The organism is Streptomyces sp. SudanB182_2057, assembly GCF_964272715.1.
Classification (GTDB): Bacteria; Actinomycetota; Actinomycetes; order Streptomycetales; family Streptomycetaceae; genus Streptomyces; species Streptomyces rubradiris.
In genome coordinates this window covers 182,226-199,551 of the sequence record NZ_OZ186798.1, presented here as the reverse complement: position 1 = coordinate 199,551, position 17,326 = coordinate 182,226, and the positions used below count along the sequence as shown (strand labels likewise).

Here is a 17,326-nt window from a genome sequence, read left to right as displayed (position 1 = left end):
GTGACCAGTGTGTCGTCGGATTCCCACATGTGGAACCTCGTTTTCCTCCAGTTGCTGCTTGAGGAGAACGGCGGGAAGGTGATCAACCTCGGCGCGTGCGCTCCGGACGAACTGGTCATGTCCGAATGCCTCAGAATCCGGCCGGACGCCTTGGTCATCAGCACGGTCAACGGACACGGTCATATCGACGGCCTACGGCTGATCAGAAAGATTCGCGGGCATGCGGTCCTCGCCTCCATGAAAGTCGTCATCGGCGGAAAGCTCGGCGTCCACGGTTCCCGGCAGGCGGGATCCCGGGCGGAACTGGTCGCGAACGGCTTCGACGCGGTGTTCGAGGCGGACGCCGATCTCGACCGGTTCCTCGACTGCCTCGGACTGGGCACACCCGCCCCGCGACGCGTCGCCTCTACGGAAATCCGGAGCACCTGATGGCACCTCCCACCGGCCCCGGACGCTTCACCCGGTTCGTCCGGCGGGCGTCGAGCGAAGGCAAACTGGTCGTCCAGCCGCGCATGGGGTTCGGCACGGTCGAGCAGATGCGCGCGGGACTCGACGCGGTCAGGACCGTCGACGCGGCCACGGTGGGCACCATCACCGTCGACAGCTACACGCGGGTGAACGATCACGCCTCGGCCCTTCTCGCCCTGGAGAAGGGAGCGGACCTCAACGGGTTCCCGCTGGTGGCCCACGGCGCGGCGGCGACCCGCGAGCTGCTCGCCGGAATCGCGGGCGACGACTTCCCGGTGCAGGTGAGGCACGGCTCGGCGTTGCCCGGCGCATTGTTCGAGGGACTGGTGGCGGCCGGCATCGACGCCACCGAAGGCGGCCCTGTCTCCTACTGTCTGCCTTATAGCCGCGTCCCCCTGGCGCAAGCCGTCGCCGCCTGGGCGGAATGCTGCCAGATGCTCGCGGGAATCAGCGAACCGGTGCATCTGGAGAGTTTCGGCGGCTGCATGCTGGGACAATTGTGCCCGCCGAGCCTGCTGATCTCCCTGAGCATTCTGGAAGGTTTGTTCTTCCGCGAACACGGACTGCGGGACATTTCCCTCAGCTACGCCCAGCAGACGAATCAGCAACAGGACATCGAGGCGATCCACGCCCTGCGCGCCCTGGCGAAGGAATGGCTCGGCGACACCGACTGGCACGCCGTCCTGTACACCTACATGGGCGTCTATCCCCGCAGCCGACAGGGGGCGTACGGGCTCCTCGAGGAGAGCGCGAGGCTCGCCGCCAGATCCGGGACCGAGCGGCTGATCGTCAAGACCGCGGTGGAGGCCAGCAGAATCCCGTCGATCACGGAGAACGTCGACGCCCTGGAACGCGCCGCGAGGGCGGCCGAGCGGGAGGCGGTGGCCGAACCGGCCGGAATCCCGGACTCCGGGATCTACGAGGAGGCCCAGGCGATCATCACGCACACGCTGACCCTCGGCAGCGATGTCGGCAAGGCGCTCGTCCGCGCGTTCGCCCTCGGACACCTCGACATCCCGTTCTGCCTGCACCAGGACAACGCGAACCGCTGCCGGGCCCGCATCGACAACCGCGGCCGGCTCACCTGGGCCGACCCCGCGGGGGTGCCGGTTCCCCGGGCGCGCGATCTGGCCGGCGACCGGCAGCGGCTCACCGCCCGGGGCCTCCTCGACATGCTCAGCTACAACGAACGGCGCTACGACAACCCGTCCCGGACCAGCCACCCTCGTTGACGGGCCGCCGCCGCACGGCGGATGCTCGACCACTACGTCCACGGCGCCCAACGCCGCCACGACCGCGCTGACGCCCGACCGCATCGACGCCGCCCCCGAGGCCCCGCCGAACCGGGCGTCGAACGGGAGCCCTTCACCGACGAGACGGGATGACCCCCCCCGCGGAGACCGCGCCGCCGCCCTGCCCTGTGGCGGGAGGCGGCGCGGAACCTCGACGGACCCGGCCGCTACGAAGCGGACGTCAGGGGACACAGCCGGGTGAACGGCAGGGTGTGGCTCACATAGGCGAGCTCCCCGCGTGATCTGGCCTCCGCGGTCGACGACCGCAGCGTCCGTCTGGCGTCCTCGGCCGCCCCGCTGCTGTGCTGGGCGTGGGCCAGCAGGCCCAGGTGGAGCGGCAGCCGGATGAGCAGCCGCCGCTCGCGCAGTTCGGCGATGGCCGACTCCAGGCTGTCGAGTGCGGCGGCCTCGCCGCTCTGCTGGAGTGCCCAGCTCTGGCACACCTGGAGCATGGCAGTCCAGTGGCTCAGACCGTGGGCGCGGGCGATGTCCAGGCCCCGGCCGCTGGAGGCCGCCGCCCCGTGGGGGTCCTCGCCCAGGGCCGCTGTCAGGGAGTGGAAGTAGTACGCGCTCGCCTGGTCGACCGGCGTGCCGTCCAGGCCGGTGGCCACGAGCAGCTTCTCGCACAGCGCCCGCGCCTCGTCGGTGGCGCCGAGCAGCCACAGGGTGAGGACGCGATGGTTCGCGGCCATGAACCGCGGGTCGTGCTGGGAGCGGCCGGTCATGCGCTCCCGCCGTTCGGGGGTCAGCTTCTCGGCGATCCGCTCCGCCTCGGTCAGGGCGGTGAGCGCGTCGGCGGTCTCGCTGGGCAACTGGAGCATGCCGCGGGCGATCCGCTCGTAGAACCGGACTTCTGGGGCGTCGCACCGCTCGGCGAGAGTGCGCAACTGCTCCGCGTGCCGGGCGCACTCGGCGTGCCGGCCGGTGATCAGTTCTGCCCCGAACTGCCACAGCAGCAAGGCGGCCTGCTCGATGGACCGGCCCGCCGTGGCGGCGTACAGCTTCCGGACGCGCCCGGCCTCGGCCGCCACCTGCCGGTTGCTGTAGCCGCGGGTGATGCTCGCCGTGTAGAGGAGCTTGCTGCGCAGGTCCAGCGTCTGCTCCGATGCCTCGCCACCGTCCCGGGGCATGGCGCAGAGCAAGGTGTGCGCGTGCTCGAACCAGGTCTGCGCGCGCCGGTAGTCGCCGTCGACGATGGCCTGTTCGCCGGCGCGCCTGAGGTGCGGCAGCACGTCCTCGGCCGGCAGGGCCAGCACGGCCTGCCAGGCGTGCTCGGCGATCCGCTCGCTCGCCTCGGGGGAGTCGTCGTGGCGGGCACCGAGCACGCCGACGGCGCGCGCGTGCAGGGCCGCCCGGTCCTGGCGGCGCAGCTCCGCCAGGAGGACGTCGCGGATGAGGCCGTAGCGGAAGACGAGCCGGTGCGGGTCGTCGGGGTCGCTGTGCATGAGCCCGGTCGCCAGGACCTCTTCCAGGACGTCGTGGCCGGCGTCCTCGTCGTCCAGCATGGCGGTCAGCGCGGCCAGCGTCGCCTCGCCGCCGAGCACGGCGCAGCACTGGAGGAGGTGCAGGACGCGCGGGGGCAGTCCGGCGAACTGCCGGCGCAGCATGCTGCGGACGCCCGTCGGGATCCCGGCGCGGACGACGTCGGCCGCACGGGGATCGCGCAGGCGCCGCGCCCCGCCGGCGTCGGCGAGCAACTGGTCGAGGAGATAGGGGTTGCCGGCGCTGCGCTCGTACAGCGCCCGTACGACGGACGCTTCGACGCCGGGCCCGGCCTGGGCCGTGACCGCGGCCCGGACGTAGTCCTCGGTGAGGTTGTCCAGGTGCACGACCTTGGTGCGGGAGTCGGCCAGGAGGTCGACGAGCGGGCCGTCGGTCTCGGGCCCGGCCCCGAGACCGGGTTCGCGGACCGTGATCACCACGCTGACGGGCCGCCCCTGCGTGCGGCTGCAGAACAGTCCCAGCACGTCGAGCGTGAGGCGGTCCGCCAGGTGCACGTCTTCGAGGACGAGCAGGAGGGGGCTGCCGTCGGCGTACTGGAGGATCGCTTCGCACAGCGCGTCCTGGGCGAGGAAGTCCATCCGGTCCGAGGGGGGTTGCGACAGCGTTGTCACCGGGTGCCGTTCGGCGCGCTGCTTGCGCAGGTCGTCGAAGGACGTCCCGAACGGGATGTCGAGCCGGCGCAGCACCTGTTGCCACACCCAGCCGACGGGCATCCCCTCGCTGCTGCGGCAGTTGACGCGGATCAACTCCGTCTGCGGTAGCGGCGGCTGCGCCCGATCCGTGGCACGTGCCACCAGTTCGGTCTTGCCGACGCCCGCCTCGCCGACGACGGCGGTGGTGTGCCCGCTGCCGCGCAGGGCCCCGGTGATGGACGACCGCAGAGTGTCGAGGGCGTCGCCGCGGCAGGGGAAGGCGGACCAGGCCGCCGGTGCCGTACCCCGCTGTCCGTCCTCGGGGTCGGCCGCCGGACCGTCTGCCGGCGCGGGCCCCTCCGCCTCCCGCTCGGCCACGGTGCCGGGCCGGACGCGTACCTCGACGGCGGCCGGGGCGGACGTCCGGTCGTCGAGTTCGTGGCGCAGCAGGGCGAGGTGGACGCGCTGGAGTTCGCGGGCCGGGGCGACCCCGAGTTCCTCGGCGAGGTAGGCGCGCGTCCGGTCGTACAGCTGGAGCGCCTCGGCCTGCCGGCCCAGGCGGTACAGGCCCGTCATGAGGCTGCCGACCAGGCGTTCGTCGATGGGCTGGAGGGACACCTCGCGGCGCAGCAGCGCGACGGCGACACCGGCCTCGCCGAGCTCGAGGAGCGTGTCGGCCTGGGCCGCGACGGCGGTGGTCCGCAGGAGGCTCAGGCGGGCGGCCTCCTCCGCGAGCGGGGTGTAGGCCGCGAGGTCCAGGAAGGGGTCCGCCCGCCACAACCGCAGCGCCTTGTCGAACGCGTCGCGGGCGTCCTGGAGCCGGCTGTCGGCCGCATGGCGCTGCCCCTGGGAGACGAGGCTCTCGAACCGGGACAGGTCGAACGTGTCCGGCTCCACCGTCAGGACGTACCCGGGGGCCTGGTAGCGCAGCGGGGCGATCGGCCCGTGCCGCCCTGTCAGCACCCGCCGCAGATGGGACAGGTACGTCTGCAGGGTGGCCTGCGGGCGTCTGGGGAGGCTGTCGCCCCATAGTTCGTCGATGAGCTGATCGGCGGGCACGACCTGGCCCAGCCGGATGAGCAGCAGCCCCAGCACGGCCCGGTGCCGTGGGGGACCGAGAGGCACCTGCTCGGCTCCGCGCCGAGCCGTCATCACACCGAAAGCCTCGAACGACAGATCTGCCAGGGACGCGCTGTGTTGCTCTTGAGCTGTGTACGCCATGTGGGGGGCTCTTGCCTTTCGACGGTCACTTGACGGGCGTTCGGTCGTAGGGCGGGACAGGTGCTGAAACAGTGCCGAGCAAGTGACGCGCTGAACACGCCATGACACGGCGATTTCCATGCCGGCCAGTGAGCTGGCCGTGCCCGCTCGTCCGGTCCCGCGTTCCGGAGGGGCGCGGCCATTTCGGCTTGAGGGCCCGGCGGGCGTGGAGGGCAGGGACGACCTGATGCGCACGGGGCCCGGGTTCGCGGAATACCCGGGCCGCCTGGTTCCGCTTCCGGCCGACCCACGGCGGCCGGAAAAACCCCCGATGACCAGATTTCCGGAGACGACTAACGTGCCGACGTCCGCACTCGACCACAGCCAATAGCAAACATTGCCGACGCCGAACCGCATCGCGATAAGGAGGCCGCAGCGGACCCTGCGAATGCCGGCCATTACGCGGTCTCGCCTGGTAGTCGAGCGCCTCTTCTCGTCAGCGCCTGGTATTCAATTGGTGGCCCCGCTGCCTGCCTGAGAGCGGACGCCTTGGCCCCGCGCCGGTGGCGCACCGCCCATCCTCCCCAGGGGTCGCCTTTCGTCACGATCTCGGAGCGTGTCCCGGCCGGCCAGGCTTGCTGGGTCTCGCGAGGTCTTACCTGGACTGCCGCGCTGTGTGAGAGGGGGATGGTCGGGTCGGCTGTGGTGAGTCGGCTGATGTTCTCATTCCGCTCGGACATGTCTGCGTTCATGGTGTTCGCGATGTCCCTGCTGTTCTGAGGCTGGTGTGCCTCGCCGGAATCAGTGTAACGAGCATTCTCCTGAGCTGGGCGAACGCGAATGAGCCAGGTGACTCAAAATGGCTCCCTGCATTCGCGACCTGGCCATTCGGGATGAGCTGACACACCAGAAAGAGCAAAGTAGAATAAATGCGGATATTTCTTGTTTTGGATGTCCGACTGCTCTTCGCGGACGTTGCAGGGCGTTGCAGGCGTAAAAAGTCGGCCCGGCCGGTTCTTCCGTGCCGAGGCGAGGTTCGTAGTTTGCAGGTGGGACAACAGGTCGGCGAGGGCTGGACGGTGTCGCCGATGTGCTCGTGGCGGCCGAGAGGGCGGGTCAGAGTTTGCCAGTTCTTCAAATGCGCGATGCTGTGCTCGACGCGGATACGGCGTGAGGAGCGCGTCTTGCGTTGCCGCTCGTGCGTCTCCTCGTACCAGTCCGGGATCTTCTTCTTGAACTCGCGGTGGTGGCATCACTAGGCGTCCGCCGGTCTGGGCGCCCGGACCCTGGTAGCCGGCATCCGGAAGGCTCAGGTGGCACTCCTTCTCACGCGGGCGAAGGGGCCGACGCAGCCCCCGGCGGAGCGCATGGGTGTCTCGCGCCGCACGGGTGGAGCGCTACCGCGCCGGGACGCTGACGACCCCGCAGAAGCGCCCCCGGGCCGACCTGGTGGATTTCACGTACGTCTCGGCAATTTGATTCCGCTTCCGACCCGGCCGAATTCCACACCTGCTGGAAACATATCCGTGACTGAGCGCTTCAGTTGTCCGGTGAGCGTTCGGGTCGGCCGCTTGAGTGTTCCGAGTTGAGGGCATGCCCGAGCCAGTCGGCTGGCTCGAAGCGAGTCCGTAGCCGACGTGGTGGGCTGGTTTCGCGAACTCGGTCGGTCTGAAGACCGGCGGCGCTCCCGGAGGGTTCGTCGGTGGCATTGGTTGTCATCCCTCCGGACGAGAAAAGGAGAAGCGGCCTCTACCTCGGAACGATGTGAGGGTGGGATTCCGCTTCGTACCGTGTCCTCGTCGCTGACACGTCGCAGCGATGCTCGATTCGGAGTCCGGAGCAGTCACCCTTGTTCACTCATGGCAAGCGGCACCGCCGCGCCCTCGTCCTGGCCGTGGCGGCAGTTCTCGCCGCGGGTTCGCTGAGCGGCTGTACGCAGGACACCCCCGCGGCCGCCGCCGACGATCCCGCCGCCCGCGCCGACCTGCGCGCTTTCTACCACCAGAAGCCGCAGTGGAAGCCCTGCGGCGAGGAGGAGTGCGCCACGCTGAAGGTCCCCATGGACTACTCGGCGCCCGGCAACGGCAAGACCTTCACCCTTCCCCTCATACGAGCCACCGCGACTGACACGACCCGCCGCATCGGGGCGCTGGTCTTCAACCCGGGCGGCCCGGGGGAATCCGGGGTCGCCCTGCTCAAGGACGGCGGAGCGGAGTCGTTCAGCGAGCGAATACGGGCCCGCTTCGACATCGTCGGGTTCGACCCGCGCGGTGTGGCGGGCAGCAAGCCCGCAGTGGACTGCGGCCCTGACGACGAGGCTGATACGCGGGCCGATGACGCCGCGCCCCAGCCGCTCCACCCCGCGACGGCCGAGCAGCGCCGGGCCGCCCTGGCCGACGCCGAGAGCACGGCCGCGGCCTGTAAGAGGCACAGCGGCTCGATCCTGCCGCACGTCGGAACGGTAGACGCCGCCCGCGACATGGACGTGCTGCGCGCCGCGCTCGGAGACGACAAACTGAGCTATCTCGGCTGGTCCTACGGGACGTCTCTCGGCACCACCTACGGCGAGCTGTTCCCATGGCGGGTACGCGCGATGGCGCTGGACGGGGCCGTCGACCCCGCGCAGGACTGGGCCGAGCGGGCCCGCAGTCAGGCCGCCGGATTCAGGAAGGCGGTCGACGACTACGCCGAACACTGCGCCGACATGGCGGGGGACGCCTGCCCCGCCGGCACCCCTGACGGCATCCGCGAGCTGCTCGACGGTCTCTACAAGCGGACCGCCGAGAAGCCGCTGCCGGTCGACGACAGCGAGTGGGGCCTGGACGTGGCGACTCTGCACAGCGCCGTCGTCAACTCGATGTACACCCCGGAGGAGCAGTGGGAGGCCCTGTCCCAGGGGCTGAGCGACGCGGCCGGCGGTGACGGAACGCGGCTCGCCGAGATCGCCGACGGAGAGGAAAACGCCTCGGCGGACGAAGACACCGGCAGCAGTAGCGAAGTGGAGGAGGAGAGTCACCCCGACAACTCCGACGCGGCCGGCACCGCGGTCGACTGCGTCGACATCCCCCACCCCAAGGACCCCCGGGAATACTGGAAAGCCCTCGACAAGGCGCACCTCGCAGAGGGCGACTTCGGGTCCGAGAGCGTGGTCGCCGCGCTCGACTGCAAGGGCTGGCCGCACCGCGGACGAGGCCCGCACCGGGTGAGTGCGGATGGCCTTCCTCCGGTCCTCGTGGTGGGCACCACCGGCGACCCGTCCACGCCGTATCACGAGGCACAGAGCCTGGCCCGCCAGCTGCCCCACGGCATGCTGCTGACCTTCGAGGGCCTTGGACACACCGCCTACGGGCGCGGCAGCAGCTGCGTGGACAACGCCGTGGACAGCTACCTCATCGACCTCAAGCCGGTGAAGCCGGGCGCGACCTGCTGACGCTGCCACACTCCGGGCGCCCACGGCAGGTCAGGATTCGGTGATGTGGTCGAACCCGCTCAGCGTCGGCGTCGGCTCCTGGGCGCACCCGCACATGGCGTACAGCCGCGTCCCCGGGGTCTCGGCGACGTTCAGCGCGTGCTCCGGATCGAGCAGCGGCGAGACCTCGCAGTCCGGCGCGTGCAGCACTCCCGGGCCGGGCCCCGCCTCTCGCGCTTCTTCGCCAGTACCCAGCCCGAAGGCCGGCGCTCGTGCCGTCGGTGAAGGTGAAGCCGGCCCTGTCCCGGCCGTTGCGGTAGGCCGGCGGTGCGGAAGCCGTCCTCCCACTGCTGGATGCCGCCGCGCCGAAGGCCCGCGCGGGCGAAGTCGGCGTCGGTGCGGCCGTAGCCGTTGGACGTCCGGGTGCTGGCCGAGGGGCGCGCACTCGGGGTGGCCGGGGCCGCACTGGCCGCGGCCGCGTCCGTTTCCGGGGACCGGGCACACGCCGCAACCAGCGGTGCGCGGGCGGCGGCACCCAGGCCGGCCGTGACGGCGGTCCGCAGGAACGAACGGCGGGAGTGCCCGCAGGCGCGCCGGTCCCGGCGAGGTTGTGCGACCGCTCGGTCTTCGGCCTCCTCGGATCCTGCGGCCGGCTGACCACCGCCGTCTCCACGACCGTGATCAGCCCCTCCCGGAGCGTGGGACTTCCAGACGGTGGCCACGGTTGTCCTCCGGCTCAGGGGAGTTGGCGGTCGAGGTCCGTTCCGCCAGTGAACGAGCTGCCCGCACGGGGGTGCATCTTGGGCCGGGCGGCCTTCGCCTCTTCCGGTCCGCCCTCACCCGGTCGGTGCGGTTCGCGTGGCCCGGTCGGCCGAGGGACCGGAGACTTGGCGGACGAACCCCCATGAACGTCCACGGAGGCGTGATGTTCGCAGGACCTTCGACGCCGGGTGAGGACCGCCGCAGCGGAGTGACGGTCGTGGCCCAGGCGGAGCCGGACCGGTGGTGGTGCGGGTTCGGTCAGCGGACCGAGCCGATCACACCGGGCGGTGAACGGCCCGCAGGGGGGCGGGCGCAGATCACCCAGCACTACATCTGGGCGTTCACGGCCGACGACGCCGGACGAAGTGTCTGGTGGGGCACGGCCACGAACGTCACCAGCGCGGGCTTCGTCACCGTGGCCACCGACTTCCCCGGCACCGGAATGGCTTCCCCGCTGCGGCCGTGGGACGACCCCGAGAACGTGACCTGCGAGTTCAGCGCCTCCTACGACTCCGCCCACCAGGTGCTGCCGGCCCAGGGCGTCGTCGGCGACGCGGTCCCGGTGCAGGTGTGGCAGTACGACATCGCCGACGGTACGTCGACGAACCGGACCCCCACCGCCGAGCAGTGCCCCGATCTGAACAAACTGGCCGGGCTGCGGGCGGCAGGGTCTTTGGCGAACGTCGTCCTCATCGGCGGGATCGAGACCACGACCGAGGCCGGTGCCCAGGCGGGCGGCACGGTCGTCCTGTTGGCGTACCGGGCGAGCGACGCCGAGTTCCTGGGCTGGCGCCGCTTTCCCGAGTGGAACAACATCAAGAACTTCGTCGTCGCCGGCGACCGGCTGTACTTCGGTGTCGGCCTCGCCGAAGCCGGCGAAGCGGGAACCGGCTCCGGCCCGAACCGGCCGACGGGCAGCGTGCAGCGCTGGTCGGGCGACGAGCAGGACCCGTTCCGGTTCGAGGAGGTCGGGCTGCTGGGCAACCAACCCAGCTACTTCACGGTCCACCAGGGCCGGATCGTCACCGGTACGTGGGTCGGCACCCGAAGCCGGGAGCACGCGGGGGTGTACGTCAGCCCGCCGCTGGAGGCGTTGTCGCCGGACACCCGCACGCAGTGGCGGCTGGTGTTCACCGCAGCGCAGCTGTTCCCCGATCCCGTCACCGCGCGCTCCATGGTGTCGTTCGCGGTGACCTCGTTCGCCGGGTGGGTGTACGCCACCTTCGGCATCCCCAGCATCGAGCCGTCCTTCACCCGCCACCTCGCCGCCTACCCCGAGATCCCCCGCGAGACGCTGCCGGACCTGACCGTGGCCTTTCTGCGCAGTTCCCCGGCGGGAGTCGTGTACCGGCTGAGGGACCTCGGCGAGCCGTACCAACAGGCCGAGCTCCTCTACGGCGAACGCAGGTACTGGACCTACGAACCCGGCCGCGGCGGCGACGGATGGACACTCCGCGACAACCTGCTGCACCAGGACCCCAAATTCGGCCGCGGTGGATTCGGCGACCGGTGGAACGACTACGTCGGCTGGGGCGCGGCCGTCTTCCGCGGCAAGCTGTACATGGGCACGTTCAACATGGCGAAGATCCTGCGGGACATCACCCTGAACCCCTCCACCGGCGTACTCGAGCGGATGCTCGACCGGCCCGTCAACGCGACGGAGCTGAGACTGCTGCGTGCGCTGGCCTTCCCGGACGACCGGGTGGCCGGCCAGGTATGGGTCTTCGACAACGCCGAAGACCCAGCCCGGCCGCTGACCACCACCGGTTTCAACAACGCCTGCACCTGGGGCATCCGCGGCGTGCTGCCGGTGGGCGACGAGTACCTCTTCTTCGGCACCAACCAGGGGTGGCAGTACCCGACCGAACCACGTGCGAACCCGCCGCGCCGCGCCGGTTGGCAGCTCCTCAAGCTCACCCCCGACCACCGGGGGCAGTCCAGGCGGCGGTGGCCGGTGGACTGGTCCGCAGGGGCGCTCCGTGCGGTCAGCGGGACGATCGGCACCGTCGTGGAGACGGACTGGCTCGACAAGGGGCTGCGGGCCGTGGTCCGGCCGGTGGCCCGGGTAATGCCGGGCAGCGACTGGCCCGAGAACGCCATCCGTGCGATGGACCGGCTCTCAGGACTCCTGCGTTTCCGCTGAAGCGGCCACCGCCTGCGCCCCGGCGCCGAGCCTCCGGCCGCCGTCGACAAGGGGCAGCACCAGGCGGGAGGGATGCGCCGGGTCCCGTAGATCTTGTGGGCGACGGGCCAGCTGACCGGCAGGCGGAAGTGGTCCGTAGGCAGCGGCGCGCTGTGCTCGTGGGTGAGCTGCTCGTCGTTGGACAGCTCCGCGACCATCCGGTGCCCGGACGAACATGCCGGCCTCGCCCCCGCCCACCGCCCCACCTGGCCCGTTCAGCCACGGGTCCGCCAATCGCAGGCCCTGCGCGAAGTCGTGGAGCGCCGCGAAGTCGGTAGAGCCCAGCCGCTGCGCCGGTATCACCACCCGGCCGCCGCTCCCGGTGGCCGTCCGCGCGTGCGGGAGCGCGGAGGTGGTCCGGCGCGATCTTCTTCGGCCTGGTCACGGCGCCGATCAACGTGGTCGGCGCGTTCGAGGACCACAGCATCCACTTCCACCAGTACCACCTGCCCGACCAGGGCCGGGTCCGTTACCAGTACATCCGTTCACCAGAAGGTTGGTTGGTTGCGGAGATCCGATGGAGGGCCGGCGGCAGGCAGGGCGCCCGGGCCAAGGACGGCTTGAGGCGCTGACCGCGGTCGACGACTACACCCGCCCGGCCGGGGTCGGGGGAGGTGTCGCTGCCCGTCGTCTCCCGCGGCGCCCCTGCCGTCCGCGCTGCGCCGTCACGTCACCGTTTATTCGCCGCCGGGTCGTCGCGCAGGTGGACCGCGCCGACGCGCGCGGCCGGCAGCCGAGCCAGGGTGGCCTTGCCTGTGCCGGGCTGCCGGCAGCCGGGCCAGGGGTGGCCTTGCCTGTGCCGGGCAGTCCGCCGATCACGATGAGCACGTGCTCACTGTGCCGGAACGGCACACACGCGTGACGGGGCGGGGCTCTGCGGGAAAATGGGTGCCGGACCGGGCGGCGTTCCGGGCCGTCGCCGCCGGCCGGACACAGCCGGACGTGCCCACGTCTCGACGCCGCGCGGACGCCGCCGGTCCGTCACCGCGGGTCCGGGTGGTTGCCGGGCTCGCCGCCCGGTCCGGCCAGCGGTGTCGGCGACAGGGCCGTGGGTTCCTCGCCCGGTTCGAGCAGGGTCTCCGCCGCGCCGACGATCAACGGGTCGGGGGTGCCGACCGCGTCGTGGTCCTTGGCCGGGTAGTCGAAGCGGTCGAGGAGACTGCGCATCGCCTCCAGCCGGCCCCGCCGTTTGTCGTTGTTCTTCACGACCGTCCAGGGCGCGTGCGGCGTGTCGGTGGCCCGGAACATGTCGACCTTGGCCGTGGTGTAGTCGTCCCAGCGATCGAGGGAGGCCAGGTCCGTCGGGGAGAGCTTCCACCGGCGCACCGGATCGACCTGGCGGATCGCGAACCGGGTGCGCTGCTCGGCCTGGGACACCGAGAACCAGAACTTGACCAGCAGGATGCCGTCATCGGTGAGCAGGCGCTCGAACATCGGGGCCTGCTGGAGGAACTGCCGGTACTCGTCCTGCGTGCAGAACCCCATGACCCGCTCGACGCCCGCGCGGTTGTACCAGGAACGGTCGAAGAAGACGATCTCGCCGCGGGCCGGCAGATGGGCCACGTAGCGCTGGAAGTACCACTGACCCGCCTCGCGCTCGGTCGGCTTCTCCAGCGCCACCACCCGGGCCCCGCGAGGGTTGAGCCGCTCGGTGAAGCGCTTGATCGTGCCGCCCTTGCCCGCCGCGTCCCGTCCCTCGCAGACCACGACGACCCGCTGGCCGGTGTCCTTCACCCAGCGCTGGAACTTCAGCAGCTCGATCTGCAGTATGCGTTTGGTCTGCTCGTACTCGCGCCGGCCGATCCTGTGGTCGTATGGGTGGTTCTCCCGCCAGGTCTCGATCGGCCGGCCGCCGGAGTCCAGGAGCACCGGCCGTTCCGGCTGCCGGTCGTCCACCTCGAGCCCCCGCAGCAGGTCGTCCTCACGTGCCGTGCCGTGGATCTCCTGGGTCTGGGTCGCCTGCTCGTGCTCGGCCACGACATCGCCTCTCCGCCTCGCCACTCACCGGGGCCCTCCCGCCCGGTCTTCTCCCACGTGCCCACGCGAACGGGTCCCATGTACCGTCGCTACGGTCGTTCCTTTCCGTACGGTGCGAGACAGGATGGCGATCACATGGCCGAACTGCGCCTGGGACCACTGCTGAGGTACACCGACGGCTCGTGCGCGACCGTGTGGGTCGAGACGGACGTGCCCTGCACGGCGCACGTGCGCTGTTCGGACGGTGCGAGCGGCACCGCCCCCACCTTCCGGGTGGCCGGGCACCACTACGCCCTCGTCACGGTGACCGGGCTCCGACCGGGCACCTCGCCGTCGTACGAGGTGTTCCTGGACGACGCGCCGGTGTGGCCCCTGCCCGACTCCCGCTTCCCGCCCTCGGTCATCCGGGCGCCCGGCGCCGGCGACGCCGTCCGGGTCACCTTCGGGTCGTGCCGCTGGGCCGCGCCCCCGGCCGACGGCAAGGACGCGGTGGGCCCCGACGCGCTCGACACCCTCGCCAAGCGGCTGGCGGCCGACCCCGACGCGCGGCGCCCGGACGTCCTGCTGCTCCTGGGGGACCAGGTCTACGCCGACGAGGTCTCCGAGGAGACCCGGCGCCTGCTGGCCACTCGCCGCGACCTCGACGAGGCGCCCGGCAGCCAGGTCGCCGACTACGAGGAGTACTGCCACCTCTACTACGAATCCTGGCTCGATCCGGATATCCGCTGGCTGCTGTCCACCGTGCCCAGCTTCATGATCTTCGACGACCACGACATCGTGGACGACTGGAACACCTCCGCCGCCTGGCTCGCCGACATGCGCGCCACCGACTGGTGGCAGCAGCGGCTGCTGAGCGGCCTGATGTCCTACTGGGTCCACCAGCACCTGGGCAACCTTTCGCCCGCCGAACTGGCCGACGACCCGGCCTGGGCCGCCGTGCGCGACGCCCCTGACGGCACGCACGCGTTGCGCGCCCTCGCCGAACGGGCCGACGCCGATCCCTCCTCGGTCCGCTTCAGTTACCGGCGCGACTTCGGCCGGGTCCGGGTGGTGATGGTCGACTCCCGGGCCGCACGCGTGCTGGACGAGGACCGGCGCGCCATGCTCGACCCGGGCGAGGCCGGCTGGCTGCGCGAGCAGGTCCTGGCCGACGAGGGGGCTTACGACCACCTTCTGATCGGCACTTCCCTGCCCTGGCTGCTGCCGCACCTGGTGCACGACGCCGAGGGCTGGGACGCGGCCCTGTGCGCCGGGGAACGCGGGGACCGCTGGGCCCGCTTCGGCGAGTGGCTGCGCCGTGGCGCCGATCTGGAGCACTGGGCGGCCTTCCCGCGCTCCTTCGCCGACCTCGCCGGCCTCATCGGTGAAGCCGCATCCGCGCCGGGCGCCCCGGCGAGCGTGTGCGTGCTGTCCGGGGACGTGCACCACGGCTACGTCGCGCGCGCCTCCTGGCCGTCCGGCGGCCCCGGCATACCGGTGGTCCAGCTCACCTGCTCACCCGTGCACAACTCTGTGCCTCTGACGATGCGGATCGGGTTCCGCTTCGGCTGGAGCGCCCCGGCCCGCCTCCTGGGGCGGTTGCTGGCCCGGCACGGCCGCTGCCCCCGGCCGCCGGTGAGGTGGCGCAAGCAGGGCGGGCCCTGGTTCGGCAACCAGCTCATGACCCTCACCCTGCGCGGCCGTTCGGCCCACCTGCGCCTGGAGCGCACCGGTACCGACGAGACACTGCGAACCGTGCACGAGACCGTCCTGACCGCCGGGTAGCAGGACTCCGTCAGGTTGTCGCGGCTCTTGCTGTTCGGTATCTGCGCCGGGAGTGTGGGCAGCGGCCGGTGGCAGGTGGGCGGCGGTGACCGGGGTGACGTGGTGGTGCCGGCCTGTCCAGGAGCGGCCTTCCAAGTAGCCCAGGCCGTGCTCGAGTTCGCGGTAGTCGTGCTCGATGCGCCGACGGATCTCGGCCAGGCGGACCAGGGCGGCGATCGGGGCGTCGGCGGCAGGTCGGACAGCCAGAACCGGGTCGATCCGTCCTCGCCGTCGGGCCATACGGCCGGCGGTCGCACCTCGGGCAGGAGGAACTGGCCGCGGCCGCCGGGCGGAAGGCGTTCAGCGAGGTGACCTGGCGGGAAGGTTCGTGCGGCCCTATGACCTTCCGGTTCCTCGTACTGCGGGTCCGGCCCGCCGGGGTGCGCTCGCGGCGGCTGGCCCAGCAGGCGCCGCAGTGACCCGGCACGGCTGGTGGGACGACCGCCACCGTTGTGGGCCGGTTGCCGGTTGCCGATAGGAGCTGATGGGTCAGTGCGCGGTGAGTCCGCCGTCGACGACGAATTCAGCCCCTGTGATGTACGAGGATTCGTCGCTGGCCAGGAAAAGCATCATGGGGGCGATTTCCTCGGGGCGGCCGGCGCGCCGCATCGGGGTCCGCACGATGTCGGGCTGCTGGTCTCCCTCCTGGTCGAGGATCTTCTGGATCATGGGGGTGGCGATGACTCCCGGGTGCACGGAGTTCACGCGTACGCCCTGAGCGGCGTACTCCACGGCGGCGGTCTTGGTCAGCAGGCGTACTGCTCCCTTGGACGCGTGGTAGGCGGCGGCGCCCCCGCTGCCGATCAGCCCCAGGACGGACGAGGTGTTGATCACCGAGGCGTTGCCGCTGGCGCGCAGCAGCGGCATGGCGGTCTTCATGCCCAGCCAGGTGCCGGTCTGGTTGACCGCGATCACCCGGTGCCAGGTGTGCGGATCGGTTTCCTCGACGCCGGCCCAGTCCACGATTCCGGCGATGTTCACCAGCACATCCAGCCTTGCGAAGTGTCGCTCTACCTGGGCGATGGCCTCGCGCCACTGCTGCTGCGACGAAACGTCCAGGCCGATGCCCAGTGCTTCGGCGCCAGTGCTCTCCAGCCGGGCCGCGAGGTCCGCCGCGGCGTCGGCGCAGGCATCGGTGAGCACCAGATGTGCTCCCTGGCGGGCGAACAGTTTCGCGGTGGCCTGTCCGATGCCGCCCGTCGCGCCTGTGATCAGCGCTGTTTTTCCTGCCAGGCGTCCCGTCATGGTCATCCCTCGATTCCTCATGTGGTGTGTTGGGTACCTCGTGTGCCGGTTCAGAGCGCGGTGAAGCCGCCGTCGGCGGCGACCACGGCTCCGGTGACGAAGCTGGAGCGCGGGGAGGCGAGGAAGCACAGCACCTCGGCGATCTCGTCCGGCTGCGCCACCCGGCCCAGGGGTTGTGCGTCGGCGAAGGAGGCGAGGTAGGCGCGGCTGTCGGAGCGGAAGGTGTCGAGGAAGTCGGACTCGATCACGCCCGCGGCAACGAGGTTGGCGCGGATGCCCAGGGGCCCGCCCTCGACGGCGAGCACCTTCGTCAGCTGGGCCAGAGCGCCCTTGGACGCGCTGTAGGCGGCGCCCTCGGGCAGCCCGACGGTGCCCGCGTAGGAGCCGGTGCTGACGATGGCCCCGCCACCGCCGGCCCGCATGGCCCCGAAGGCCTCGCGGGCGAAGAAGAACGAGCCGCGGGCGTTGACCGCCATCACCGCGTCCCAGTCCTCGGCGGTGGTGTCGGTGACAGGCTTGTTCACGGTGCGCCCGGCGTTGTTCACCAGGATGTCCAGCCCCCCGAACGCGTCGACCGCCCTGCGCACGGCCCCGACGGCCGTCTCCTCCCGCGTCACGTCCCCGGTCACAGCCAGGACACCGGGAAACTCCTTTGGCAGGTCCTCGGTCTCCGGACGCAGGTCGACGGCGACGACGCGGGCGCCACGGGCGCTCAGCAGCGCCACCGTCTCCCTGCCGACCCCTCGCGCACCCCCGGTGACAAGGGCCACCTTCCCGGCGAACTCGGCATCCCGCCGATCACCGCCACCCATCCCGGCCACGGACGGCTCCTCTCCTCGGTTCTCCTCGATCG

The 17,326-nt window shown here is 71.2% G+C and carries 10 protein-coding genes and 2 pseudogenes; 6 read left to right on the top strand and 6 right to left on the bottom strand.

All coding sequences use genetic code 11. From position 1 onward, the window contains the following. Both ACSURM_RS00625 and ACSURM_RS00620 read left to right on the top strand, forming a co-directional pair. Positions 1-429, top strand: a complete 429-nt coding sequence (locus tag ACSURM_RS00625; RefSeq protein WP_436952363.1) for a cobalamin B12-binding domain-containing protein — start codon at positions 1-3, stop codon at positions 427-429. After that, positions 429-1,700, top strand: coding sequence for a methylaspartate mutase (locus ACSURM_RS00620; RefSeq protein ID WP_436952361.1), 1,272 nt, complete (start codon positions 429-431; stop codon positions 1,698-1,700). The genes ACSURM_RS00625 and ACSURM_RS00620 overlap by 1 nt, the downstream gene beginning before the upstream one ends. 227 nt (positions 1,701-1,927) lie before the next feature. Here the strand turns inward: ACSURM_RS00620 and ACSURM_RS00615 are convergent, their stop codons facing one another. Continuing rightward, positions 1,928-5,020, bottom strand: a complete 3,093-nt coding sequence (locus ACSURM_RS00615) for a BTAD domain-containing putative transcriptional regulator (protein ID WP_436952359.1) — start codon at positions 5,018-5,020, stop codon at positions 1,928-1,930. Between the two features lie 1,924 nt (positions 5,021-6,944). Between ACSURM_RS00615 and ACSURM_RS00610 the strand changes: the two genes are divergently transcribed. After that, positions 6,945-8,525, top strand: a complete 1,581-nt coding sequence (locus ACSURM_RS00610; RefSeq protein ID WP_436952357.1) for an alpha/beta hydrolase — start codon at positions 6,945-6,947, stop codon at positions 8,523-8,525. Between the two features lie 30 nt (positions 8,526-8,555). Here the strand turns inward: ACSURM_RS00610 and ACSURM_RS00605 are convergent, their stop codons facing one another. Beyond that, positions 8,556-8,714, bottom strand: coding sequence for a hypothetical protein (locus ACSURM_RS00605; protein ID WP_436952355.1), 159 nt, complete (start codon positions 8,712-8,714; stop codon positions 8,556-8,558). Positions 8,715-9,429: 715 nt separating this feature from the next. Between ACSURM_RS00605 and ACSURM_RS00600 the strand changes: the two genes are divergently transcribed. Beyond that, on the top strand, positions 9,430-11,409 hold the full coding sequence (locus tag ACSURM_RS00600; protein WP_436952353.1) for a hypothetical protein: 1,980 nt from the start codon (positions 9,430-9,432) through the stop codon (positions 11,407-11,409). 1,020 nt (positions 11,410-12,429) lie between these two features. On the opposite strand, the gene ppk2 is transcribed toward ACSURM_RS00600, so the two are convergent. After that, on the bottom strand, positions 12,430-13,425 hold the full coding sequence (ppk2, locus tag ACSURM_RS00595) for a polyphosphate kinase 2 (RefSeq protein ID WP_436952351.1): 996 nt from the start codon (positions 13,423-13,425) through the stop codon (positions 12,430-12,432). A 135-nt stretch (positions 13,426-13,560) separates the two neighbouring features. Here ppk2 and ACSURM_RS00590 point away from each other — a divergent pair, with 135 nt between their 5' ends. After that, entirely contained in the window at positions 13,561-15,189 is a 1,629-nt protein-coding gene (locus tag ACSURM_RS00590) for an alkaline phosphatase D family protein (RefSeq protein ID WP_436952349.1), read from the top strand. A 75-nt stretch (positions 15,190-15,264) separates the two neighbouring features. Here ACSURM_RS00590 and ACSURM_RS00585 read toward each other — a convergent pair. Then, positions 15,265-15,476 (bottom strand): annotated as a pseudogene (locus ACSURM_RS00585) (IS701 family transposase); the annotation flags it as partial. A gap of 24 nt (positions 15,477-15,500) precedes the next feature. Here ACSURM_RS00585 and ACSURM_RS00580 point away from each other — a divergent pair. Next, positions 15,501-15,638 (top strand): annotated as a pseudogene (locus tag ACSURM_RS00580) (IS701 family transposase); the annotation flags it as partial. A gap of 79 nt (positions 15,639-15,717) precedes the next feature. Here ACSURM_RS00580 and ACSURM_RS00575 read toward each other — a convergent pair. Beyond that, positions 15,718-16,473: an SDR family NAD(P)-dependent oxidoreductase gene (locus tag ACSURM_RS00575; protein WP_436960857.1), complete on the bottom strand. Its 756-nt coding sequence runs from the start codon at positions 16,471-16,473 to the stop codon at positions 15,718-15,720. Positions 16,474-16,523: 50 nt separating this feature from the next. Continuing rightward, positions 16,524-17,285 (bottom strand): SDR family NAD(P)-dependent oxidoreductase, encoded by a 762-nt coding sequence (locus ACSURM_RS00570; RefSeq protein WP_436960855.1) that lies wholly within the window; start codon positions 17,283-17,285, stop codon positions 16,524-16,526. Between the last annotated feature and the right edge of the window lie 41 nt (positions 17,286-17,326).